The sequence below is a fragment of the Nonomuraea zeae genome (genome assembly GCF_005889725.1).
Classification (GTDB): domain Bacteria; phylum Actinomycetota; class Actinomycetes; order Streptosporangiales; family Streptosporangiaceae; genus Nonomuraea; species Nonomuraea zeae.
This window is the reverse complement of record NZ_VCKX01000088.1, coordinates 1-21,627: the sequence shown is the minus strand read 5'-3', so window position 1 is coordinate 21,627 and position 21,627 is coordinate 1. Positions and strand designations below refer to the sequence as shown.

The 21,627-nt window shown below is 74.2% G+C and carries 23 protein-coding genes; 15 read left to right on the top strand and 8 right to left on the bottom strand.

All coding sequences use genetic code 11. From position 1 onward, the window contains the following. Nucleotides 1-2 precede the first annotated feature (2 nt). Nucleotides 3-461 carry a GbsR/MarR family transcriptional regulator gene (locus ETD85_RS26790; protein ID WP_240779438.1) on the bottom strand — a complete coding sequence of 153 codons (459 nt, stop codon included), beginning with the start codon at nt 459-461 and terminating at the stop codon, nt 3-5. Between the two features lie 140 nt (nt 462-601). On the opposite strand from ETD85_RS26790, the gene ETD85_RS26785 reads away from it, so the two are divergent. The 3 genes from ETD85_RS26785 to ETD85_RS64800 all read left to right on the top strand — a co-directional run bounded on the left by ETD85_RS26785 (nt 602) and on the right by ETD85_RS64800 (nt 3,994). Then, nucleotides 602-2,161 carry a GMC family oxidoreductase gene (locus ETD85_RS26785; protein ID WP_138692542.1) on the top strand — a complete coding sequence of 520 codons (1,560 nt, stop codon included), beginning with the start codon at nt 602-604 and terminating at the stop codon, nt 2,159-2,161. A 14-nt stretch (nt 2,162-2,175) separates the two neighbouring features. Beyond that, a complete protein-coding gene (locus ETD85_RS26780; protein ID WP_138692541.1) occupies nt 2,176-3,576 on the top strand; it encodes an aldehyde dehydrogenase family protein in 1,401 nt (466 codons plus the stop codon). A gap of 106 nt (nt 3,577-3,682) precedes the next feature. Beyond that, a complete protein-coding gene (locus tag ETD85_RS64800) occupies nt 3,683-3,994 on the top strand; it encodes a hypothetical protein (protein WP_206058594.1) in 312 nt (103 codons plus the stop codon). Here the strand turns inward: ETD85_RS64800 and ETD85_RS26770 are convergent. After that, entirely contained in the window at nt 3,934-4,713 is a 780-nt protein-coding gene (locus tag ETD85_RS26770) for an enoyl-CoA hydratase/isomerase family protein (RefSeq protein ID WP_206058592.1), read from the bottom strand. The two genes, ETD85_RS64800 and ETD85_RS26770, sit on opposite strands and share 61 nt — an antisense overlap. Before the next feature lies 1 nt (nt 4,714). Further along, nucleotides 4,715-6,751, bottom strand: coding sequence for a phenylacetic acid degradation bifunctional protein PaaZ (gene paaZ, locus ETD85_RS26765; protein ID WP_138692540.1), 2,037 nt, complete (start codon nt 6,749-6,751; stop codon nt 4,715-4,717). A 91-nt stretch (nt 6,752-6,842) separates the two neighbouring features. Between paaZ and paaA the strand changes: the two genes are divergently transcribed. The 8 genes from paaA to ETD85_RS26725 are packed head-to-tail and all read left to right on the top strand — an operon-like array spanning nt 6,843 to nt 13,410. After that, on the top strand, nt 6,843-7,805 hold the full coding sequence (gene paaA / locus ETD85_RS26760; protein WP_138692539.1) for a 1,2-phenylacetyl-CoA epoxidase subunit PaaA: 963 nt from the start codon (nt 6,843-6,845) through the stop codon (nt 7,803-7,805). Then, on the top strand, nt 7,802-8,095 hold the full coding sequence (gene paaB, locus ETD85_RS26755; protein ID WP_138692538.1) for a 1,2-phenylacetyl-CoA epoxidase subunit PaaB: 294 nt from the start codon (nt 7,802-7,804) through the stop codon (nt 8,093-8,095). The genes paaA and paaB overlap by 4 nt, the downstream gene beginning before the upstream one ends. Before the next feature lie 37 nt (nt 8,096-8,132). After that, the gene (gene paaC / locus ETD85_RS26750) at nt 8,133-9,038 is read left to right on the top strand and encodes a 1,2-phenylacetyl-CoA epoxidase subunit PaaC (RefSeq protein ID WP_240779437.1); all 906 of its coding nucleotides are present in this window, start codon (nt 8,133-8,135) and stop codon (nt 9,036-9,038) included. Then, the gene (gene paaD, locus ETD85_RS26745) at nt 9,035-9,547 is read left to right on the top strand and encodes a 1,2-phenylacetyl-CoA epoxidase subunit PaaD (protein ID WP_276617283.1); all 513 of its coding nucleotides are present in this window, start codon (nt 9,035-9,037) and stop codon (nt 9,545-9,547) included. Before paaC ends, paaD begins: the two co-directional genes overlap by 4 nt. A gap of 1 nt (nt 9,548) precedes the next feature. Next, entirely contained in the window at nt 9,549-10,640 is a 1,092-nt protein-coding gene (gene paaE / locus ETD85_RS26740; RefSeq protein ID WP_138692536.1) for a 1,2-phenylacetyl-CoA epoxidase subunit PaaE, read from the top strand. 15 nt (nt 10,641-10,655) lie between these two features. Beyond that, the gene (locus tag ETD85_RS26735; protein ID WP_138692535.1) at nt 10,656-11,834 is read left to right on the top strand and encodes a thiolase family protein; all 1,179 of its coding nucleotides are present in this window, start codon (nt 10,656-10,658) and stop codon (nt 11,832-11,834) included. Continuing rightward, nucleotides 11,831-12,571, top strand: a complete 741-nt coding sequence (locus ETD85_RS26730) for an enoyl-CoA hydratase/isomerase family protein (protein WP_138692534.1) — start codon at nt 11,831-11,833, stop codon at nt 12,569-12,571. The genes ETD85_RS26735 and ETD85_RS26730 overlap by 4 nt, the downstream gene beginning before the upstream one ends. Next, on the top strand, nt 12,568-13,410 hold the full coding sequence (locus ETD85_RS26725) for a 3-hydroxyacyl-CoA dehydrogenase family protein (protein WP_138692533.1): 843 nt from the start codon (nt 12,568-12,570) through the stop codon (nt 13,408-13,410). Before ETD85_RS26730 ends, ETD85_RS26725 begins: the two co-directional genes overlap by 4 nt. Nucleotides 13,411-13,417: 7 nt before the next feature. Here the strand turns inward: ETD85_RS26725 and ETD85_RS26720 are convergent, their stop codons facing one another. Further along, nucleotides 13,418-14,047 carry a TetR/AcrR family transcriptional regulator gene (locus ETD85_RS26720; protein WP_138692532.1) on the bottom strand — a complete coding sequence of 210 codons (630 nt, stop codon included), beginning with the start codon at nt 14,045-14,047 and terminating at the stop codon, nt 13,418-13,420. 46 nt (nt 14,048-14,093) lie between these two features. Further along, nucleotides 14,094-14,786: a TetR/AcrR family transcriptional regulator gene (locus tag ETD85_RS26715; protein WP_206058590.1), complete on the bottom strand. Its 693-nt coding sequence runs from the start codon at nt 14,784-14,786 to the stop codon at nt 14,094-14,096. 164 nt (nt 14,787-14,950) lie between these two features. Here ETD85_RS26715 and ETD85_RS26710 point away from each other — a divergent pair, with 164 nt between their 5' ends. Continuing rightward, nucleotides 14,951-15,601, top strand: a complete 651-nt coding sequence (locus ETD85_RS26710) for a maleylpyruvate isomerase family mycothiol-dependent enzyme (protein ID WP_206058588.1) — start codon at nt 14,951-14,953, stop codon at nt 15,599-15,601. 44 nt (nt 15,602-15,645) lie between these two features. On the opposite strand, the gene ETD85_RS26705 is transcribed toward ETD85_RS26710, so the two are convergent. The 3 genes from ETD85_RS26705 to ETD85_RS26695 are packed head-to-tail and all read right to left on the bottom strand — an operon-like array spanning nt 15,646 to nt 18,864. Then, nucleotides 15,646-16,422: a DeoR/GlpR family DNA-binding transcription regulator gene (locus ETD85_RS26705; RefSeq protein ID WP_138692531.1), complete on the bottom strand. Its 777-nt coding sequence runs from the start codon at nt 16,420-16,422 to the stop codon at nt 15,646-15,648. A 16-nt stretch (nt 16,423-16,438) separates the two neighbouring features. Continuing rightward, complete coding sequence (gene pdxA, locus ETD85_RS26700; protein WP_138692530.1) at nt 16,439-17,437, bottom strand: 4-hydroxythreonine-4-phosphate dehydrogenase PdxA; 999 nt, start codon at nt 17,435-17,437, stop codon at nt 16,439-16,441. Continuing rightward, nucleotides 17,434-18,864, bottom strand: coding sequence for a four-carbon acid sugar kinase family protein (locus tag ETD85_RS26695; RefSeq protein WP_170246850.1), 1,431 nt, complete (start codon nt 18,862-18,864; stop codon nt 17,434-17,436). The genes pdxA and ETD85_RS26695 overlap by 4 nt, the downstream gene beginning before the upstream one ends. Nucleotides 18,865-18,988: 124 nt before the next feature. Between ETD85_RS26695 and ETD85_RS26690 the strand changes: the two genes are divergently transcribed. From ETD85_RS26690 to ETD85_RS26680, 3 genes are all read left to right on the top strand, one after another. After that, nucleotides 18,989-19,909, top strand: a complete 921-nt coding sequence (locus tag ETD85_RS26690) for an aldo/keto reductase (protein ID WP_138692528.1) — start codon at nt 18,989-18,991, stop codon at nt 19,907-19,909. 27 nt (nt 19,910-19,936) lie between these two features. Further along, nucleotides 19,937-20,704, top strand: a complete 768-nt coding sequence (locus tag ETD85_RS26685; RefSeq protein WP_138692527.1) for an HpcH/HpaI aldolase family protein — start codon at nt 19,937-19,939, stop codon at nt 20,702-20,704. A 98-nt stretch (nt 20,705-20,802) separates the two neighbouring features. Continuing rightward, the coding region (locus ETD85_RS26680; protein WP_206058587.1) for an AfsR/SARP family transcriptional regulator at nt 20,803-21,627 on the top strand (825 nt) is incomplete at its 3' end.

Genomic DNA, 21,627 nt, shown 5'->3' with positions numbered 1-21,627 from the left:
GATCAGCGCGCCGCGTACTCCGCCAGCAGCGCCTCGAGCCGGCGCACCATGAACGTGTAGTACTCGTGCATCTCGGCGAGGCGGGCGCGCTGCCGCTCGGGAAGGCCGTCCGAGCGCGCCCGCGCGTTCTCGGCCAGGCCCAGCAGCTCGGTCGTCTGCTCCACCTGGTGCTGCAGGCAGCCGAGCCAGGCGTCGTCGCGCCACTCGTAGACGTACTGCCGCGCGCCCGGCTCCTTGAAGCGGCGCACGGTGCCGCTGAGGATCAGCAGGCGGGTGGTCTCCGACATCGAGCCCTTGCTCGCGCCGAGCGCGCTCTGCAGCTCCGCCATCGTCATGGGCGCGTCGCTGAGCATGAGGACGCCGGCGGTCCGCCCGGCCATCGGCGGCCAGCCCATCGCGCGGCCGATGTACAGGCCGAAATCGTCGACCAGGGGGTTCGCATCGCCGACCGCGCTGGACACCACCGACTCCTAAACTCTCAAAAAAACTTGAATGTTCACTCTTGACTGAACTTTCCGCTTAGCGGCAGTCTACCGGCTAACACGCGCTCCGGACAGATCCGGTGCCGCGCTCCCCTGAGCCGAATCGCAGGAGGTTCTCCGTGACTGACACGGGCTGGGACATCATCGTCGTGGGAGCCGGTTCCGCCGGCGCGGCACTGGCCGCCCGGTCCGCCGAGCGCGGCAAGCGCGTCCTGCTGCTGGAGGCCGGGCCCGACTACCGCTCGGCCGCGATGCACGAGGCGTGGCGCTCGCCGAACCCCGGCCGCGCGCTGCTCGACCCCACCGCCGTCGACGGCCTGGTCTGGATGGGCGTCACCTCCTCCCGTACCGACAAGCAGCCGCCGGCCCCTTACTGGCGGGGACGTGGCGTGGGCGGCAGCTCGGCGATCAACGGGCAGATCGCCATCCGCCCGCCGATGGAGGACTTCGACGACTGGGCCGCGGCCGGCTGCGCCGGCTGGTCGGCCGCCGACGTGCTGCCCTACTTCGCCAGGCTGGAGGACGACGAGCAGTTCGGCGACGAGCCCTACCACGGGCGCGGCGGGCCGACCCCGATCTACCGGGTGCCGCAGGAGCAGTGGGGCGGCGGAGACGCCGGGCTGGCCGCCGCCGCGCTGGCCGCCGGGCACCCGTGGGCCCCGGACGTGAACGCGCCCCAGGCGTACGGCGTGTCCCCCTACCCGATCAACTCGCGCGCCGGGCGCCGGGTCACGGTCAACGACGGCTACCTCGAACCGGCCCGGTCCCTGGCCGGCCTGACCATCCGCGGTGACGCCCTGGTCGACCGGATCGTCTTCGCCGGTGACCGGGCGGTCGGCGTCCAGGTGATCCAGGACGGCGCGGCGGTGACCGAGTACGCCGACGAGATCGTGCTCAGCGCCGGAGTGATCCACTCTCCGGCGATCCTGCTGCGGTCGGGCATCGGCCCCGCCGCCGACCTGAGCCGCCTGGGCATCACCGTACGCCGGGACCTGCCCGTCGGCCTCGGCATGCAGGACCACCCCATGATCGTCGTCGAGCTGCCGCTGACCGCCGAGGCCGCCATCAAGACGCCCGACGACCGCCACACCAACGTCTGCGTCCGCTACACCAGCGGCCCCGGCGCCCTGCCGCACGACATGATGTTCGTCTCGCTGAACCAGAACGTGCTGTCCATGGAGTCCGCCGACACGAGCTTGCCGGCGGGCGGGTTCGGCGTGTGGCTGAACCAGAGCTTCTCGCGCGGCGTGCTGACGCTGACGTCCGCGGATCCGCAGGCCCAGCCCGAGGTCAGGGAGCGCATGCTGTCGGACGCCCGCGACCTGGCGCGGTTGCGCGACGGCGTACGGGCGCTGGTCGGGCTGGCCCGCTCCCCCGAGGCCGCGCAGATCGTCGAGGGCAGCGTCGAGGCCCGCAACAGCCGCCTGTTCGCCGTCCTGGACGACGACGCCCGGCTCGACGAATACCTCCTCGCCACCGCCATGGACGCCCAGCACGGCACCAGCACCTGCCGGATGGGCGCGCCCGGCGACGCCGGCACCGTGGTCGACCCGTCGTGCCGCGTCCTCGGCGTGGAGGGGTTGCGCGTGGTCGACGCGTCGATCTTCCCGTCCGTCCCCCGCGCCAACACCAACCTGGCCTCGATCATGGTCGGCGAGCTCATGGCCGACCGCCTCTAAGGAGCATCATCCCTGTGAAGACCTTGCAGAACCTGATCGGCGGCATCTGGGCGGACTCCCGGGGCGACACCTTCCACGAGGTGATCAACCCGGCGACCGAGGAGGTCGTCGCCCGCTGCCCCAGCGGCTCGGCGGAGGACGTCCGCCTGGCCGTGGACGCGGCCGCGAAGGCCGCTCCGGCCTGGGCCGCGCTGCCGGTCGCCGAGCGCGTGGACCTGATCGGCCGCTGGGCGGACACGATCGCCGCGCACGCCGAGGAGCTGGCGGAGGTCGAGTGCGCCGAGATGGGCAAGCCCGTCGCCCTCGGCAGCGCCTTCATCGGCGGCGCGGCGGTGGGGCTCAAGGGCGCCGCCGCCGAGGCCCTGGACTACCCGTTCGAGGAGACCATCGCGGGCCCGGACGGCGGCGGCACCACGATCGTGCGCAGCCCCGTCGGCGTGGCGGCGGTGATCGTGCCGTGGAACTTCCCCATCCCCATGACCCTGGGGGCGATCGGCCCGCTGCTGGCCGCCGGGAACACCGTCGTGATCAAGCCCTCGGAGCGCTCCCCCGTGTCGGCGGTGCGGCTGCTGGAGCTCATGGACCTGCCGGACGGCGTGGTCAACCTGGTGCTGGGCGACTCGCGCGCCGGCGCGCCGCTGGTCGCCGACGAGGGGATCGGGCTCGTGCACTTCACCGGCTCGATCGAGGCCGGCCGCCGGGTCGGCGCGGAGAGCGGCGGCCGGCTGCACCGCGCGATCCTCGAGCTCGGCGGCAAGGACCCGGTGATCGTGGACGCGGGCGTCGACCCGGTCGCGACCGCCGCCGCCGTCGCGTTCGGGGCGTTCGCCAACTCGGGCCAGATCTGCACCTCCATGGAGCGGATCTACGTGCACCGCGACGTCGCCGACGCCTTCATCGACGCCCTGGTGGCGGCCGCCTCGGGCTACACCACCGGCGACGTCCTGGGGCCGCTGGTGGACCGGCGGCAGCGGGACATCGTCGTCCGGCACGTCGCCGACGCGGTCGAACGCGGCGCGACCGTCCGCACCGGCGGCGTGGTGCCCGAGGGCAAGGGCTTCTTCTACCCCGCCACCGTGCTGACCGGCGTGGACGAGTCCATGCTCGTCATGACCGAGGAGACCTTCGGCCCACTCGCCCCCGTCGCCGTGGTCGCCTCCTTCGAGGAGGGGCTGGAGCGGGCGGCCGCCACGCGCTACGGCCTGGCCGCCACCGTCTACACCGGCGACCCGGAGCACGTGGCGGCGGCGCGGCGCATCCCCGCCGGCGTGGTGTGGGTGAACCAGTGGCAGGGCGGCGGCCCCGAGCGGCTCTACGAGCCGGCCGGCGACAGCGGCATGGGGGCCACCGGCGCCCGCGCGGCCTACGACGCCGCCACCCGCCCCACGTCCGTCCACCTTGCTCCCACGGCCTGATGACGGGCGTGGAAGAAACCCCGGAAGAGGCCGCGGAAGAGACCCGGGGCGGCGTGCGGCGCGCCCCGGAGGGCGCCAAGCGGCGGGCCGCGGACGTCGTCGGCGGGTGGAGCGAGCGCAGGGCCCGCTGCACGTCGGGATCTGCGCCGAGTACGACGCCCTGCCCGGCATCGGCCACGCCTGCGGGCACAACGTCATCGCCGCCGCCGCCGCGGTCGGCGCCGGGGCGGCGCTGGCCGGCCTGTCCGACGACCTCGGGCTGACGGTGACCGTGCTCGGCACCCCGGCCGAGGAGGGCGGTCCTGGACGGCGCCACCGCCATGGCCTGGACCGCCATCGACCTGGCGTTCCAGGAGGTCAGTGCCCGGTGAAGACGGGCGCGCGCTTGCCGAGGAACGCCTCGACCGCTCCGGCGTGATCGCCGGTCCGGCCGAGGCGTTCCTGCGCGCGGGCCTCGTCCGTGAGCACCGTCCCGAGGTCGCGGCCCCATGACTCGGAGATGAGCCGCTTGGACTCGGCGTAGGCTGCGGTCGGCCCGGCCGCGAGCCGGGCCGCCAGCTCCAGGCCGGTCTTGCCGACGTCCGCGCCGGGCACGACCTGGCCGGCGATCCCCCACGCGACCGCCTGCTCGGCGGTGAACGACCGGCCGAGCAGCACGAGCTCCTTGGCCCTGGCCTCGCCGACCGCCCGGGTGAGCGTCGCCGACAGCCCGGAGTCGCAGGTGAGCCCGATCCCGGTGAACGCCGTGGCGAACACCGCCTCCTCGGCGAGCACCCGCAGGTCACAGGCGAGCGCGAGAGCCAGCCCGGCGCCGACGCAGGCGCCGTTGACGGCGGCCACGACCGGCTTGGCCATCGTGGTCACCAGCCGGATGATCGGCGCGTAGTCCGCCTCCACGGTGTCGAACGCGTGGCCGGGGTCGGCGCGCAGCCCGGCCGCGTGCTCGGCGAGGTCCTGCCCGACGCAGAACGCCTTGCCCGCGCCGGTCAGCAGCACCGCGCGGACGCCGTCGTCGTCGGCGGCGGCCGCCAGCGCGTGGCGCAGGGCCGTCTTGAGCCCGGCGTCGAGCGCGTTGCGCCGGTCGGGACGGTCGAGGGTGAGGACGGCCACCGCGCCGTGGCGTTCGACGCTGAGCACGTCAGTCCTCCCAGGTCTTCGCCACCAGGGTCAGCACGTCGTAGGTGGCGACCGGCAGCCCTTCCTGGTTGGTCACCACGGCGTCCCAGCGCACTTCGCCGTAGTCCGCGTTGGTGCGCGGCGTGATCTGCTTGACGGTGAGCGTCACGTCGATGGTGTCGCCGGCCTTGACCGGGGTGAGGAAGCGCAGGGCGTCCACGCCGAAGTTGGCCAGCACCGGGCCGGGCGCCGGGTCGACGAAGAGGCCGGCGGCGAGGGACACGACGAGGTAGCCGTGGGCGACGATGCCGCCGAACAGCGGGTTGCGCGCGGCCGCCTCGGGGTCGGTGTGCGCGTAGAAGGTGTCGCCGGTGAACTCGGCGAAGTGGTCGATGTCGGCGAGCGACACCGTCCGCTTCTCGGAAGCGATCGTGTCGCCGATCCGCAGCTCGGCCAGCGACTTGCGGAAGGGGTGCACGCCGGACGCGGCGCGGGCGGCCCCGGTCGTCCAGCGGCCGGTGATCGCGGTGAGCTGGTCGGGCGACGCCTGGACGGCGGTGCGCTGCATGTGGTGCAGGACCGCGCGCACGCCGCCGAGCTCCTCGCCGCCGCCGGCCCGGCCGGGGCCGCCGTGCACGAGGACGGGCAGCGGCGAGCCGTGCCCGGTGGACTCCTTGGCGTCGTCCCGGTCGAGGACGAGGACCCGGCCGTGCCAGGGTGCCAGCCCGAGCACCACCGAGCGCGCGACCTGCGGGTCGTGGGTGACGACGGAGGCGACGAGGCTGCCCTTGCCGCGGGCGGCCAGCGCGAGCGCCGACTCGATGCCGTCGTAGGCGAGCACGGTGCTGACGGGGCCGAACGGCTCGACGTCGTGCGGCTCGGTGGCGCCGGGGCGGGCGCGCAGCACGAGCGGGGTCATGAAGGCGCCGCGCTCGGCGTCGCCGTCGAGCAGGGCCGCGCCTCCGGGGTCGCCGAAGACGACCTCGGCGCTCGCCCGCAGTGCCTCGACGGCCTTGCGCACCTCGTCGCGCTGGCCGAGGCTCGCCAGCGGGCCCATCCGCACGCCGGGGTTGCGCGGGTCGCCGACGGTGACCTTCGCCAGGCGGGCGGCCAGGGCCTCGGCCACCTGGCCGGCCAGGTTCTCGGGCACCAGCACCCGGCGGATGGCGGTGCACTTCTGCCCGGCCTTGCTGGTCATCTCGGCGACGACGCCCTTGATGAACAGATCGAACTCGGGGTCGTCCGGCCGCACGTCGGGGCCGAGGATGGAGCAGTTGAGCGAGTCGGCCTCGACGCCCAGCACGACGCCGCCGTCGAGCACGTTCGGGTGGCGGCGCAGGATGCCGGCGGTGTGCGCGGAGCCGGTGAAGGCCACGGAGTCGTGCACGGTCAGCTCGTCGAGCAGGTTGCCCGCGCTGCCGGCGATGAGCTGGAGCGTTCCTTCGGGCAGGATGCCCGACTCGATGATGCGCCGGACGACGAGCTCGGTGAGGTAGGCCGTCTGGCTCCCGGGCTTGACGATCGTCGGCAGCCCGGCCAGGAAGGCCGGCGCGAGCTTCTCCAGCATGCCCCAGACGGGGAAGTTGAAGGCGTTGATCTGCACCGCGACGCCCGGCCGGGAGGTGTGGATGTGCTGGCCGGCGAAGGTGCCGCCCTTGCCCAGGCGTTCGAGGCCACCGTCGAGGACGATCGTGTCGTTCGGCAGCTCACGCACGCCCTTGCTCGCGTAGCTGAACAGGGTGCCGAAGCCGCCGTCCACGTCGACCCAGGTGTCGCGCTCGGTGGCGCCGGTGCGCACCGACAGCGCGTAGAGCTCGTCCTTGGCCGCCGACAGGTGCTTGGCCAGCGCCTTGAGCAGGGCGGCCCGCTCGTGGAAGGTCAGGGAGCGCAACGCGGGGCCGCCGGTCTCCCGCGCGTGCCGCACCATGGCGGCGACGTCCAGCCCCCGGCTCGAGATGCGCGCGACCTCGTCGCCGGTGGCGGCGTCGAGCAAGGGCGCCCCGTCGTCCGCCGCCCGGAACCATCGTCCGGCGGCGTAGCTCTCCAGCAGCGTGCTCACGCTGTCTCCTCTCTTGCGCGGATGCCCCGACTCATGTCACCGTATTACTGACCGAGCGATAAGTAAATAAGACAGAGGTGTCGGAGGAGAGATGACGACGACTCCGGTGGAGCCGGAAGCGGCGGAACGGCTGCTGGCCGCGTTCGACGCGACCATCGCCCGCCACGACCGGATCGAGCCGCGCGACTGGATGCCCGACGCCTACCGCAAGACGCTGATCCGCCAGATCGCCCAGCACGCGCACTCCGAGATCATCGGCATGCAGCCGGAGGGCGAGTGGATCGGCCGCGCGCCGTCCCTGCGCCGCAAGGCGATCCTGCTGGCCAAGGTGCAGGACGAGGCCGGCCACGGCCTCTACCTCTACTCGGCGTGCGAGACCCTGGGCGTCTCCCGGACGGAGCTGACCGAGCTGCTGCTCGCCGGCCGGCAGAAATACTCCTCGATCTTCAACTATCCGACGCTGTCCTACGCCGACGTCGGCACGATCGGCTGGCTCGTGGACGGCGCCGCGATCTGCAACCAGGTGCCCCTGTGCCGCACCTCTTACGGCCCCTACGGCCGGGCCATGATCCGCATCTGCAAGGAGGAGTCCTTCCACCAGCGGCAGGGCTACGAGCTGCTCATGACGATGATGCGCGGCACCGACGCCCAGCGCGCCATGGTCCAGGAGTCGGTCGACCGGTTCTGGTGGCCGTCGCTGATGATGTTCGGCCCGCCGGACGCCGAGTCCACCAACAGCGAGCGGTCGATGGCCTGGGGCGTCAAGCGCAACTCCAACGACGAGTTGCGGCAGAAATTCGTGGACATGACGGTCCCGCAGGCCAAGGCGCTCGGCGTGACGCTGCCCGACCCGGAGCTGCGCTGGAACGACGAGCGCGGCCACCACGACTTCGGCTCGCCCGACTGGGACGAGTTCGCCGCCGTCGTGCGCGGCGACGGGCCGTGCAACGCCCAGCGCATCAGCCACCGGCGGACCGCCCACGAGGACGGCGCCTGGGTGCGCGAGGCCGCGACCGCCTTCGCCGACCGGTCCGCGAAGGCGGGCGCCCGATGAGCGCCGACCGCCGGGAATGGCCGCTGTACGAGGTGTTCGTCCGCGGCAAGCGCGGGCTCAACCACGTGCACGTCGGGTCCCTGCACGCCCCCGACGACACGATGGCGCTGCGGCACGCGCGCGACGTCTACACGCGGCGCAACGAGGGCGTGAGCATCTGGGTCGTACGCGCCGACGCCATCACGGCCTCCAGCCCCGACGAGAAGGACCCGCTGTTCGCGCCGAACGGCGACAAGGTCTACCGGCACCCGACGTTCTACGACATCCCCGACGACGTCCCGCACATGTGACCCGATGCGGCACCACACCACAGGAAGGCGGACCACCGTGAGCGACGACCACGGCAGCATCTTCGACGGCCTGATCGGCGGTGATTCCGCGCAGTGGGCCTTCGGCACCGGCTTCGAGGACCCGCTGGCCGGCGTCGACACGACGGTGCCCGGCGGCGTCGACCACGCCGAGCTCGCCGCGTACTGCCTCATGCTCGGGGACGACGCGCTGATCATGTCGCAGCGCCTGACGGAGTGGTGCAGCCGCGCGCCCGACCTCGAAGAGGACATCGCGCTGGCCAACATCGCGCTCGACCTGCTCGGGCAGGCGCGCCTGCTGCTGGCGCGGGCGGCCGCCGCCGACCCCGGCGTGCTGCCGGCCCTGCCCGATGGCTCGCCGGTCCCGCCGGAGGACGCGCTGGCCTTCTTCCGCGGCGCGGACGGGTTCCGCAACGTGCGCCTGGCCGAGGTTCCGAACGGCGACTTCGCGCACGTGGTGGTCCGCCTGCTGCTGTTCGCCACGGCCCGGCTCGCGCTGCTGGAACGGCTGCGCGCGAGCGCCGACTCCGTCCTGGCCGCCGTGGCCGCCAAGAGCGTCAAGGAGCTCACCTACCACCGCGACTGGGCGGGCCGCTGGTTCCTCACCCTCGCCCAGGGCACCGAGGAGTCGCGCCGCCGGCTCCTCGCGGCCCTCGGCGGGTTGTGGCCGTTCCAGGACGAGCTGTTCGCCGCGCACCCGGTCGAGCTGTCGCTCGCGCGGGCCGGCGTCGGCGTCGATCCGGGCGCCGCGCGCGACGACGTGGCCGCCGTCCTCGACCAGGTGCTCGCCGCGAGCGGCGTCGCCCGTCCGGACGTCGCGCCGCTGCCCGGCGGTGGCCGGCACGGCACGCACACCGGGGACTTCGGGCCGCTGCTCGCCGAGATGCAGGTGGTCGCCCGAGCGCACCCGAGCGGGCGCTGGTGAGCGCCCGGGAACGCGCTTCCGAGGTCGCCGCGCAGGTGCGCGACCCGGAGATGCCGATGCTCACCCTCGCCGACCTCGGCGTGCTGCGCGCCGTGGACGTCGAGCGGAAGCCGGACGGCGGCGAGGTCGTCGTCGCCTCGATCACCCCGACCTACACCGGCTGCCCGGCGATGGCGACCATGCGCGACGACCTCGTGCACCGGCTGAACGACGCCGGCTTCCCGCGCGTCGAGGTGCGCGTCGTGCTCGACCCGCCCTGGTCCAGCGACTGGATCTCCGAGCGGGGCCGGGCCGCCCTGCACGAGGCCGGGCTGTCGGTGCCGGGCCCGGCCCGCCGCGCGGCCGGGCCGGTGGCGCTCACGCTCGGGCCCGTACGCCGCGCCCTCGCCTGCCCGCGCTGCGGCTCGGCCGCCACCCGGCTGGTCTCCGAGTTCGGCGCCACGGCCTGCAAGGCCCTCTACACCTGCACCGACTGCCTTGAGCCTTTCGAGCATGTCAAGGAGATATGAGATGACCACGTTCGCGCCCGGACCCGCGCCGGCCCGGACGCCCGCCGCCTTCCACCCGCTGACCGTGGCGGCGGTCGACCACCTGTGCGAGGACGCCGCCGCGATCACCTTCGCCGTGCCCGACGAGCTGCGCGAGGCGTACGCCTTCCAGGCGGGGCAGTCGCTGACCCTGCGCCGCGTGGTGGACGGGCAGGAGCACCGGCGGTCGTACTCGATCTGCGCGCCGGCCGGGGCCGCGCCGCGCATCGGGGTGCGGGAGATCCCGGGCGGGCTGTTCTCGTCCTGGCTGCTGCGCGAGGTGCGGCCGGGCACGCGGATCGAGGTGCTCACGCCGTCCGGCTCGTGGCGGGCCGACCCGGCGCGGGGCGAGCGGCACCTGTGCGTCGCGGCCGGCTCGGGCATCACCCCGATGCTGTCGGTCGCCTCGACGGTGCTGACCCATCCGGACGCCCAGGTCTCGCTCCTGTACGGCAACCGCACCAGCCGTACCGTGATGTTCGCCGAGGAGCTCGGCGACCTGAAGAACCGCTACGGCCCCCGGCTCCAGGTGGTGCACGTGCTGTCGCGGGAGCCGCGCGACGTCGAGCTGTTCTCCGGCCGGCTCGACGGCGACCGGCTGCGCCGCCTGCTGACCGACCTGGTACCGGTCGAGACGTTCGATCACGTCTGGCTCTGCGGGCCGCTGGCCATGGTGGAGGAGGCGCGCCAGGTGCTCGCCGGCCTCGGCGTCCCCGCCCGCAACGTGCACGTGGAGCTGTTCTACGTGGACGCGCCCCCGCCCGCGCCGCGCAGGGACGGCGCGACCCTGACCGGCGCGACCACCGAGCTGACGACGGTGCTCGACGGCCGGCGGGCCACCTCGACCGTCTCGCGGGAGACGACGATCCTCGACGGCGCCCAGTCGACCCGGGCCGACCTCCCGTTCGCCTGCAAGGGCGGCGTCTGCGGCACCTGCCGGGCCGTCGTCCGCGACGGCGAGGTGGACATGCGGCGCAACTACGCCCTCGAACCGTCGGAGGTGGCCGCCGGGTTCGTCCTGACCTGCCAGACCTTTCCGGCCGGCGAGAACGTCACCGTCGACTTCGACGCCTGAACCCTAGGAGTTATCGTGACCGAAGCCTTCGTCGTCTCCGGCGTCCGGACGCCGATAGGCCGCTACGGCGGCGCGCTCGCCCATGTCCGCCCCGACGACCTCGCCGCCCTCGTCGTGGGCGAGGCCGTCTCCCGTGCCGGGATCGACCCCGCCCTCGTGGACGAGGTGGTGCTCGGCGCGGCCAACCAGGCCGGCGAGGACAACCGCGACGTCGCCCGGATGGCCGTGCTGCTGGCGGGCCTGCCCGACTCGGTGCCCGGCTTCACCGTCAACCGGCTGTGCGCTTCGGGTCTCACGGCGGTCGCGACCGCGCGCGCCATGATCGCGGCGGGCGACGCCGACGTGGTCGTCGCGGGCGGCGTGGAGTCGATGACCCGGGCGCCGTGGGTCACCGAGAAGCCGGCCAAGGCGTTCGCCAAGCCGGGCGCGTCCTTCGACACCTCGATCGGCTGGCGCTTCACCAACCCGCGCTTCGGCACCGCGACGACCGCGTCCATGCCGCAGACCGCCGAGACGGTGGCGGCGCGCTGGAGCCTGACCCGCGACGAGCTCGACGCGTTCGCGCTGCGCTCCCACGAGCGGGCGGTCGCCGCGATCAAGAACGGCCGGTTCGCCGGCGAGATCGTCGCGGTGCCCGTCGGTGACGGCGTGGCGGACACCGACGAGGGCCCGCGCCCGGACACGAGCCTGGCGCGGCTGGCCCGGCTGCGGCCGGTCAACGGCCCCGACGGGGTCGTCACCGCCGGGAACTCCAGCTCGCTCAACGACGGCGCGGCGGCCGTGGTCGTGGTGAGCGAGCGGTTCCTCCAGCGTTCGGGCCTGACGCCGCGCGCCCGGCTGGTGGCGGCGGCGAACGCCGGGGTGCCGCCGGAGATCATGGGGATCGGCCCGGTCCCGGCCACCCGCAAGGCGCTCGACCGCGCCGGCTGGTCCGTCGGCGACCTCGACGCCGTGGAGCTGAACGAGGCGTTCGCCTCGCAGTCCCTGGCCTGCGTCCGCGACCTGGAGCTCGACCTCGACCTCGTCAACGCCGACGGCGGCGCCATCGCGCTCGGCCATCCGCTGGGCGCGTCCGGGGCCCGCATCCTCGTCACCCTGCTCGGCCGGCTCGAACGCGGCGGCGGCCGGCGCGGGCTGGCCACCATGTGCGTGGGCGTCGGGCAGGGCACCGCGCTGCTGGTGGAGCGGCCATGACGCTGATCGTCGAGGAGGCACCGGACCGGGTGGTGTGGCGGCTCAACCGTCCCGAGGTCCGCAACGCTATCGACCGGGAGATGGTCGCGGCGCTGCACGAGGCGTGCGCCGCCGTCGAGGAGGAGCCGCGCGTCGTCCTCCTCATCGGCGAGGGACGGACGTTCGCGGCCGGGGCGGACATCGCCCAGCTACGCGAACGGGACCGGACGGATGCGCTGCGCGGCATCAACTCCAAGATCTTCGATCGGATCCACCGGCTGCCGATGCCCACCCTGGCCCTCGTGGACGGGCCCGCCCTCGGCGGCGGCGCCGAGCTCGCCTACGCCTGCGACTTCCGCATCGGCACGCCCCAGGCCCGGATCGGCAACCCGGAGACCGGGCTCGGCATCCTGGCGGCGGCCGGGGCCGCCTGGCGGCTTGCGGAGCTGGTCGGGGAGCCGCTGGCCAAGGAGATCCTGCTCGCCGGCCGGGTCCTGACGGCCGGCGAGGCGCTGGCCGTGCGGCTGCTCAACGAGGTCGTGGAGCCCGGCGACCTCCTGGCCGCCGGACACCGGCTGGCCGACCGCATCACGGCGCGGGCGCCGCTGGCGACCCGGCTGACCAAGGCCGTCTTCCACGCGCCCAGGTCCGCGCACCCGTTCGTGGACGACGTCGCGCAGGCCGTCCTGTTCGAGACCGAGGAGAAGCGGACCCGTATGACGGCGTTCCTGGACCGGCGGAAGGAGCCGCGCTCATGACCCTGCCCCAGTCGGTGGGCGTCTACGGCGGCGGGCGGATGGGGGCCGGGATCGCGCACACGTTCCTCGCCGCCGGCAGCCACGTGACCGTCGTGGAGAGCGGCCCCGAGACGGCGCGGGCGGCCCGCGCCCGGATCGGCGACGGCCTGGCCAAGGCCCGCGAGAAGGGCAAGCTCGGCGTCCCGCCCGAAGACGCGCTCGCCCGCCTGCGCACGACGACCGACGCGGGCGACCTGGCAGGATGCGAGCTGGTCGTCGAGGCCGTACCGGAGCACGCGGCGCTCAAGGCCGAGGTGCTCGCCCTGGTCGAGCGGCGGGCGGCGGGCGCGGTGCTCGCCACGAACACCAGCAGCCTGTCGATCGACGGCCTCGCCGACGCGCTGGCCGCCCCCGGCCGTTTCCTCGGGCTGCACTTCTTCAACCCCGTCCCGGTGAGCGCGCTCGTCGAGATCGTCACCGGGCCCCGTACCGACCCGGCGCTCGTGACCCGGGCCCAGGACTGGGTGGCCGCGCTGGGCAAGACGCCGATCACCGTCGCCGACTCGCCCGGCTTCGCCAGCAGCCGCCTGGGCGTCTGCCTGGCCCTGGAGGCGATGCGCATGCTGGAGGAGGGCGTCGCCGGCGCGGCTGACATCGACACGGCCATGACCCTCGGCTACCGCCATCCGATGGGGCCGCTGCGCACCACCGACGTGGTGGGGCTCGACGTGCGGCTGGCGATCGCCGAGCACCTGGCCCGCGAGCTGGGGCCCCGCTTCGAGCCGCCGCCGATCCTGCGGGACCTCGTCGCCGCCGGTCACCTCGGGCGCAAGACGGGCCAGGGTTTCTACACCTGGTGAGGGCCGCTCAGGCCGCGTGCTTGGCCAGTCCGTCGAAGGCGATGACGGTGATCGCGTCGGCGAGCATCGCCGGGTCGTACGCGCCATCCGCGGAATACCACTCGACCAGCGAGTTCACCATGCCGAACAGCAGCCGGCTCACCAGCGCCGGCGGCACGGTGTCGCGCAGCGCGCCTTCGGCGACCGCGTCGGCGACCAGCGCGGCGAGGCGGTCGTCGAGCCAGCGCCGCCGTTCCAGCGCGGCCAGCTCGACCCCGCTGTTGCCGCGCACCCGCAGCAGCAGCGTCACGGTGGGCTGGTGCGCCACCAGCACCTCCACGCTGCGCCGCACCACCTCACGCAGCCGCTCGTAGGCGGTCTGGCCCGCCCGGTCGCCGGTGGCCGCCGTCACGGCGGCGGTCAGCTCGTCGAGCGCGTCGTCCAGGGCCTGGCTGAGCAGCTGCTCCTTGCTCGTGACGTGGTGGTAGATGGCCGGTTTCGTCAGCCCGAGCTCCTTGGCCAGGTCTCCCATGCTCGTGGCGTCGTAGCCCTTGCGGTTGAACAGCTCCACGGCGGCGCGCAGGATGGCCGCCTGGTCGTAGCCGGGACGGCCACGGCCGCGGCGCGGGGCGGATCCGGTGGGCTCGGTCGTGGTCACGAATGCAGCATCTCATGGCAGATCAGGCGGTCTGCCGGGCGTGTTCTCACCCCTGGTCACGAGCGCCGGCGGGATCGGCAGCTCGCGCTCCAGCCCCTGGTTGGTCGCGGCCGTACCGGCTCAGGAACGTCTCCACGCCCTCGGCGATGAGGCGGTCCGCCAGGCCGGCGGGAAGGGCGGCGCCGAAGGAGCCGGCGATCAGGTGCGGGTAGATGGTCAGGCCGAAGAACTGGATGACCGCGACCTCGATGTCGGAGATGGCCAGCTGCCCGCGTTCGCACAGGTCGCCGAACAGCTCGCCCAGGGCGGCGGCGGAGCGGGCCGGGCCGCGCTGCTGATACGCCTGGCCGAGCTCGGGGAAACGGCCCAGCTCGCCGGTGACCAGGTTGCGCAGCGCCAGCCTCGACGGGTCGGTGGCCGCGACCACCAGGGCGCGGGCGGTGCGGGTCAGCGCCTCGCGGGTGTCCGTGGCGCCGGCGAGGTGCGCCCGGACCTCGGCCATGCTCGCGTGCGCCTCGTCCATGGCCTGCCCGACGACCTCGGTGAACAGCTCCTGCTTGCCGGCGAAGTGGTTGTACACGGTCACCTTGGACACGCCCGCCGCGGCGGCGATGGCGTCCATGCCCGTGTCGAACCCCGCGTGGATGAACAGCTCGCGGGCGGCGGCGACGATGGCCTGCCGGCTGCGTTCGGCGCGCTTGCCGGACGGCGCCGGCGATGTGCTGGTGTCTTTGGCCACGGTCATCATCCTACAGCCAACTTAACTCTTGAGTACAGGATAACTTTCCTGTACCGTACAGTTAAGTTGCTTGGCCGATCTTGGCCACGGACGCACGTCTCCTCTCGGCGGCACCGCCGTCGCCGGGCTCCTGAAACCATTCCTGATCCCCCGGGAGATCCGTCATGCCCGCACCCACCCGCTCCCGCGTCGCCATGGCACCCGACGTGGAAGCCGAACGACTCGATCTGGCCGACCTCCTCGACACGCTCGCCGACCACGAGTGGCAGGCGAAGTCGCTGTGTGCCGGCTGGACCGTGCGCGACGTGGTCGCCCATCTCACGCTCGCCGACCGCGAGTTCGCCACCACCGCGCTGCGGATGATCCGCGCCCGCGGGAACTTCGAGCGGGTGACCGAGGACATGGCCCGCGAGCGGGCACTCCGGTACAGCCCCGCCGAGCTCGTCGCGCAGCTCCGGGAGACCGCGGGCCGGCCCCGGCGCTTCCCGATGAGCAGCGCGATGGACCCGCTGACCGACATCCTGGTGCACGGGCAGGACATCGCCCGGCCGCTCGGCCGCGAGCGCCCGATGCCCGTCGGACGGGCGCTTCCCGCGCTGCGGCACGTGTGGACGAGCTTCTTCTACGGCACCCGCAAGCGCTTCGCCGGGCTGCGGCTCGTCGCCGCCGACGCCGACTGGGCGGGCGGCGAGGGTCCGCTGGAGGTCCGCGGACCGGCCGGGGACCTGCTCCTCATCGCCACCGGACGGCCGGCGGGCCTGGCCGGGCTGACCGGCGACGGGGTTAGCGAGGCCGCGGCCAGGCTGGCGGCATAGTCAGCGGCCGGGTGACGCGGGGGTCGGATCCCGCTGCGGGTGATCTATCGCTCAGGGTCCACGACGACGGTTTCCACGCCCTGCGCGGCGAAGGGCTTCAGGGACTCCGGGGTGGCGGCCGAGTCCGTGACCAGGGTCCAGGCGTCCGGCATGCGGGCCCAGGCGTGGAACGGGCGGCGGCCCAGCTTCGCGGCGTGCACCAGCAGGTAGACGTGGCGGGCGCGCTGCATCATCAGCTCCTTGAAGCGGGTCTGCTGCAGGCTGGCCTCGCAGATGCCGTCCTCCGCCGTCACGCCGTCGGCGCCCAGGAAGACGCGGTCGAACGTCATCCGGCTGAGCGCGGCCTCGGCCAGCGGGCCGAGGAAGCCCTGTGACACGTGGCGGAGGGTCCCGCCCAGGCACTCCACGTGTACGCCCGTCGCGCCGGCCAGCTCCTGCAACGCGTTCAGGCCGGTCGTGGCCACGGTCAGGTCCACGGCATGCCTGAGCTCGTGGGCCAGGGCGCCGGTGGTCGAGCCCGAGTCGAGCAGGACCGTCTCGCCGGGACGGATCCGGGCCGCGGCCCACGCGGCGATGGCGCGCTTGGCCTCGAACGCCTCCCCGATGCGCTGCCGCAGCGACGCCTCCGGGTGGGTGACCACGGCCATGGCCCCGCCGTACGTGCGGGCCAGCAGCCCTTCGGCCTTGAGGTGGGCGAGGTCGCGGCGGATCGTGGAGGCGGTCACGCCGAGCTGGGCCGACAGCTCCTCGACGCTGGCCAGGCCGGTGGTCGTGGCGAGGCGGACGATCTCGTCGCGGCGAACCTGTGCTGCCCGGCCCATCGATGGTCCCTTTCCGTCACGAAACCTGCGCGGACGACAGCTCGGCCGCCTGGCGGAGGGCTTCGATCATGCTACCGGCGTCGGCGACGCCCTTCCCCGCGATGTCGAACGCGGTCCCGTGATCGACCGAGGTCCTGATCACGGGCAGGCCGACGGTGATGTTGACCCCCGCCTCCAGGCCCAGGATCTTGACCGGGCCGTGGCCCTGGTCGTGGTACATGGCCACGATCAGGTCGTAGTCGCCCCGTCCGGCGAGAAAGAAGGCGGTGTCGGCGGGCAGCGGGCCGTGGACGTCCATGCCCTCCGCCTGGAGGCGTTCGATCGCGGGGACGATCTTCTCCTCCTCCTCGCCGTACCCGAACAGGCCGTTCTCCCCCGCGTGCGGGTTGATGCCGCACACGCCGATCCTGCGGCGTTCGGCGCCGGAGCCGCGCAGGGCCGCCTCGCCGCGGCGGATGGTCCGCTCGACCAGGCCCGGCTCGATGCGGGCGACCGCGTCGATCAGGCCGATGTGGGTGGTGACGTGGATGACCTTGACCTTGGAGGTGGAGAGCATCATCGACACCTCCTCCGTGCCGGTGAGGTGGGCGAGGAGCTCGGTGTGGCCGGGGAAGAGGTGGCCGGCGGCGTGCAGGGCCGCCTTGTTCAGCGGGGCCGTGCAGATCGCCTGTACGTCGCCGGCCATCGCCAGCTCGCCGGCCAGCCGCACGTACTCGTAGGCCGCGTGCCCCGCGACCGGCGACACCTCGCCCCAGGGCAGGTCGGCGGGGAGCAGGCCGGGGTCGATGACGTTGATCCGGCCCGGCTCGAACACGGCCTCGCCGACGCCGTTCACGGTGACCACCTCCGGCCGCACGCCGAGGAACCCGGCGGCCAGGCGCAGCCGTCCGGCGTCGCCGATGACGACCGGGCGGCAGAACGCGGCGCTCTCCTTGGCCAGAAGCGCGCCGACGATGACCTCCGGGCCTACGCCGGAGCCGTCCCCCATGGTGAGGGCGATGAGAGGGGTGCTCATTTCATCCTTTCGTGGGACTCGCTCGCCGGGGTGGCGAAGAGGTGGGGCCTGAGGTGGGCGGCCATCCGGAGGAGGCTGTCCCGGTCGCCGAAGCTGCCCGGCCTGGTGATCACCGAGCGGCCTTCGGGGGTGCGGCTGTGCACGGCGCCGTGGTGGACCTGGGTGACGGGGGCCAGCTCGCGCACGCCCAGGGCATCGAGCACCCTCCTCGCGGTCTCGCCGCCGGTCAGGACCAGGTCGGCCGGCCCTCCTTCGAGCGCCGCGCGCACGATCTCGCCGAGGGCGCGGGTGAGGGTGGGCGGCGGCGGCTCGGGCTCTCGCCACTCGATCGTCAGGACGGTGGCCGGGGGCGGGCCGGCTCGCAGCGTGTCGCGTACGCGTCGTGCCGCCGTCCGGCGTCCTGACGGGAGGGCGAAGTCCCGGGCGGTGAGCTGGACCGCCCTGGCACCGTGTTCGACGAGCAGCCTGACCTGGCCGGCCGCGCCCGGCTCCGCCGTACCGACGACGACGAGCAACGGGACGGCGACGGGCGACGGGGCGGCGGCGGGTAACGGCGTGCCGGGCGGCGGAGCGCCGGCCTCCGGGACGCCGACCTCGGGAATCCGGCACTCCGGGACGCGGCACTCCGGGACGCGGCACTCCGGGACGCGGCACTCCGGGACGCGGCACTCCGGGATGCGGCACTCCGGGATGCGGCGCTCCGGGACGCCGGCCTCGGGAATGACGGCGTTCCCGGTCCGCGCGGGGGGCGTGGGGTCGAGGGCGCGGCCGAGGGCGGCGGCCAGGGCGCCGGCGCCGATGAGGCGCGCTCCCGCCCCGCCCAGGGCGGCGGCCACGACGGCGTCCAGGTCGGCGTCCGTCTCGGCGTCGCACACGGCGACCCGCCCGGCGGCGGCGGTGAGCGCGGCCGCCAGGGTGGCGTGGCCGGCGCGGACCGTGGACAGGGGGACGAGGACCGAGGGCAGCCCGCCCAGAGCCTCGATGACGGAGGCCGGAGCGGCGCGCGGCTCGGCGTGCCAGGCGCGCGTTTCGCGCAGCGGCACACCGTGGACGAACGGCACGCCGCCGGCCACGGTCCGCCCGGCCGCCGGGAGCGAAGGCGCGAACACCGCGAAAGGCGGCCCCGCCACGGAAGGGAGCCGCAGGGCGGCGGCGGCCGTCGCGGCGATGTGGCCGCGGAGCAGGGAGTCGACCTTGAGGAAGAGCTGCCGGTCGCCCGCGTGCCGCAGCGCCTCCCGTACCGAGTCGCCCGCCTGCTCGCCCGTACGATGCCGGCCGTCCAGATCGACCACCACCACCGGCCCGGACGCGTACGGCGGCCCGGCCAGCGCGATTCGCGCAGGGCGGGTGGCCGACATGAGCACGGCTGCCACCTCCGCCGCACCGGACAGGTCGTCCGCCACGGCGAACACGTGGCCACCCGTCATGCCCACGCCATCGAGCAACGCCGAACTGCGTAAATCACGCCACCAGAATTGCACAGAACACGCACGATATGCCACAGTTGCCCGGGAGACAGGCACGCTGGGCGGCGGCCGGAGGAGGCCCGCGATGACCGTGGAACCGGTGCTCGGCACCATGACCTTCGGCGACACCGCCGACGCACGGACGGCCGGGCGCCTGCTCGACCTGGCGCTGGACGCGGGGGTCACCGGCGTCGACACGGCCAACGGCTACGCGGGCGGCGCCGCCGAGGAGATCCTGGGCGAGCTGCTGCGCGGCCGGCGCGACCGGGTGACGCTGGCGACCAAGGCCGGCATCCCGCACCCCGACGCCGGCGAGCACGCCCCGCTGTCCCCCGCCGGGCTGCGCGCCGGCCTGGAAGGCAGCCTCCGGCGGTTGCGCGTCGAGCACGTGGACCTGTTCTACCTGCACCAGCCCGACCGGGCCACCCCGCTGGCGGACACCCTCGGCACGGTCGGCGAGCTGATCGCCGAGGGGAAGATCGGTGCCCTGGGCGTGTCCAACTACGCCGCCTGGCAGATCGCCGGGATCAGCCCGCGCCCCGTGGTCGCCCAGCAGCTCTACAACCTGCTGGCCCGGCGGATCGAGGACGAGTACGCCGAGTTCGCCATCGACGCCGGCCTGCGCACGATGGTCTACAACCCGCTCGGCGGCGGCCTGCTGACCGGCAGGCACAGCTTCGACCGGACGCCTGAGACGGGCCGCTTCGGCGATTCGCGGGTGGCGGCGATGTACCGGGCGCGCTACTGGGACGCGGAGCTGTTCAAGGCGGTGGAGGCGCTCGGCGCGATCGCCCTCGACGCCGGGGTGCCGCTGGCCGAGCTGTCGCTGCGCTGGCTGCTCGGCAGGCCGGTGGTGAGCGCCGTGCTGCTCGGGGCGTCCGGTCCCGAGCACCTGCGCGCCAACCTCGCGGCGCTGGCGGCCGGGCCGCTGCCCGCCGAGGTCGCCGCCGCCTGCGACGCTGTCGGTGACGCACTCCGCGGCCCGATGCCGCCCTACAACCGATGACCATGCTCGCAGAGGGGATCGACCAGCATGACCGCAGCCGAGCTCGCCGCCAGGATCCGCAACCGTGAACGGTGCCTCGGCTACTGGGTGGTGCTCGACGCCCCCGTGGCCACCGAGCGCCTGGCCAGGCTGGGGTACGACTACGTCGCGCTGGACGGGCAGCACGGGCTGATCGGCACCGCCGGGCTGCTGGCCAACCTCATGGCCGTCGACGCGGGCGGCCGGTCGGCCGGGCTGGTGCGGGTCGAGTCCGCCGATCCCGCGGTCATCGGCCGGGCCCTGGACTTCGGCGCGGCAGGCGTGATCGTGCCGCTGGTGGACTCGGCGGCGGACGCGGCCCGCGCCGTGTCGGCCGCCCGCTATCCCGGCAAGGGACGCCGCTCGTACGGGCCGATGCGCTCGATGCTCAGGATCGGCCCGACGCCGGCCGAGGCCGACGAGAGCGTGCTGGTCCTGGCCATGATCGAGACCCCCGATGGGCTGGCGGACATCGAGGCCATCTGCGCCACGCCCGGCCTGGACGGCGTGTACGTCGGCCCGTCCGACCTGTGCCTGGCCGTGGGCGGCAGGTTCCCGAACGATCCCGAGGTCGCCGACGTGTTCGAGGCCGCGCTGGAGAAGATCCGCACGACCGCGCGGGACGCCGGGATCGCGGCCGGGATCCACAACCCCACGGGCGAGGAGGCGGCCCGGCGGCTGGCCGAGGGCTTCACCTTCGCCACGGTGGCCTCCGACCTCGTCCATCTCGAACAGGCCGCGGCCGCCCACCTGGAGGCCGCGCGGGGCGACACATGACGCTCTGACCTCCCGCGATCCTGCACCGCCGCCGTGGAACGGGCGTGGCACGCGCGTGTCACGCCACCAGGGCAGGGGGCTGGGACGCCGGGGGGAACATGACCGAACCGAATGGTGTGCTGATCCGGCTGGCCGGATCCTTCGCGATCGAACGGGACGGGGTGCCGTATCCGCGGGGGGTGGTCGGCGGGAAGGCGCGTACGTTGCTGAAGCTGCTCGCGGCCGAGCGCGGCCGGGCGGTGTCCGCGGACCGCGTGGTCGCGGCGCTGTGGCCGGGCGGCGGGCCGAAACGGCCGGTCGAGAACGTCGCGACCCTGATCAGCAGGGTCCGCGGGGTGCTCGGTCCGGGGGTGGTGACCGGCGGGCGGCACGGGTACCGGCTCGGGGGGCCGCCCGGCGTCCTGGTCGATCTCGACGTGGCGGCCGGGCTGGTCGGCGAGGCTGAGGGCTGTCTGGGCGCCGGGGAACCGGCGCTGGCGGGAGCGGCGGCCTGGCGGGCGCTGGAGCTGCTGCACTTCGGGGCCGTCCTGGAGGGCGAGCCGGACGCCGGCTGGGTGGTGGCCGCCCGCGAGGAGGCGGCCGGGCTGGTGCGGCGGGCCCGGCACGCGGCGGGCACGGCGGGGCTGCGCACGGCCGATCCGGCGAGCGCGCGGCGGGCGGCCGAGGGGGCGGTCCGCGTGGATCCGTTCGACGAGGTGGCCTACCGGCTGCTGATGCGGGCGCATGTGGCGGCGGGCGAGCCGGCCAAGGCGCTGCTGGCATACGAGCGGCTGCGCCGCCGGCTGGCGGCGGAGCTGGGCACCGACCCTGCGGCGGAGACGCGGGCGGTGCATCTGGCGATCCTGCGCGAGGAACCGGTACGAACTCCGCCGCCTCCCCCGGGCTCGGGGATGGGGACGGGGACGGGCTCTGGGACGGGGACG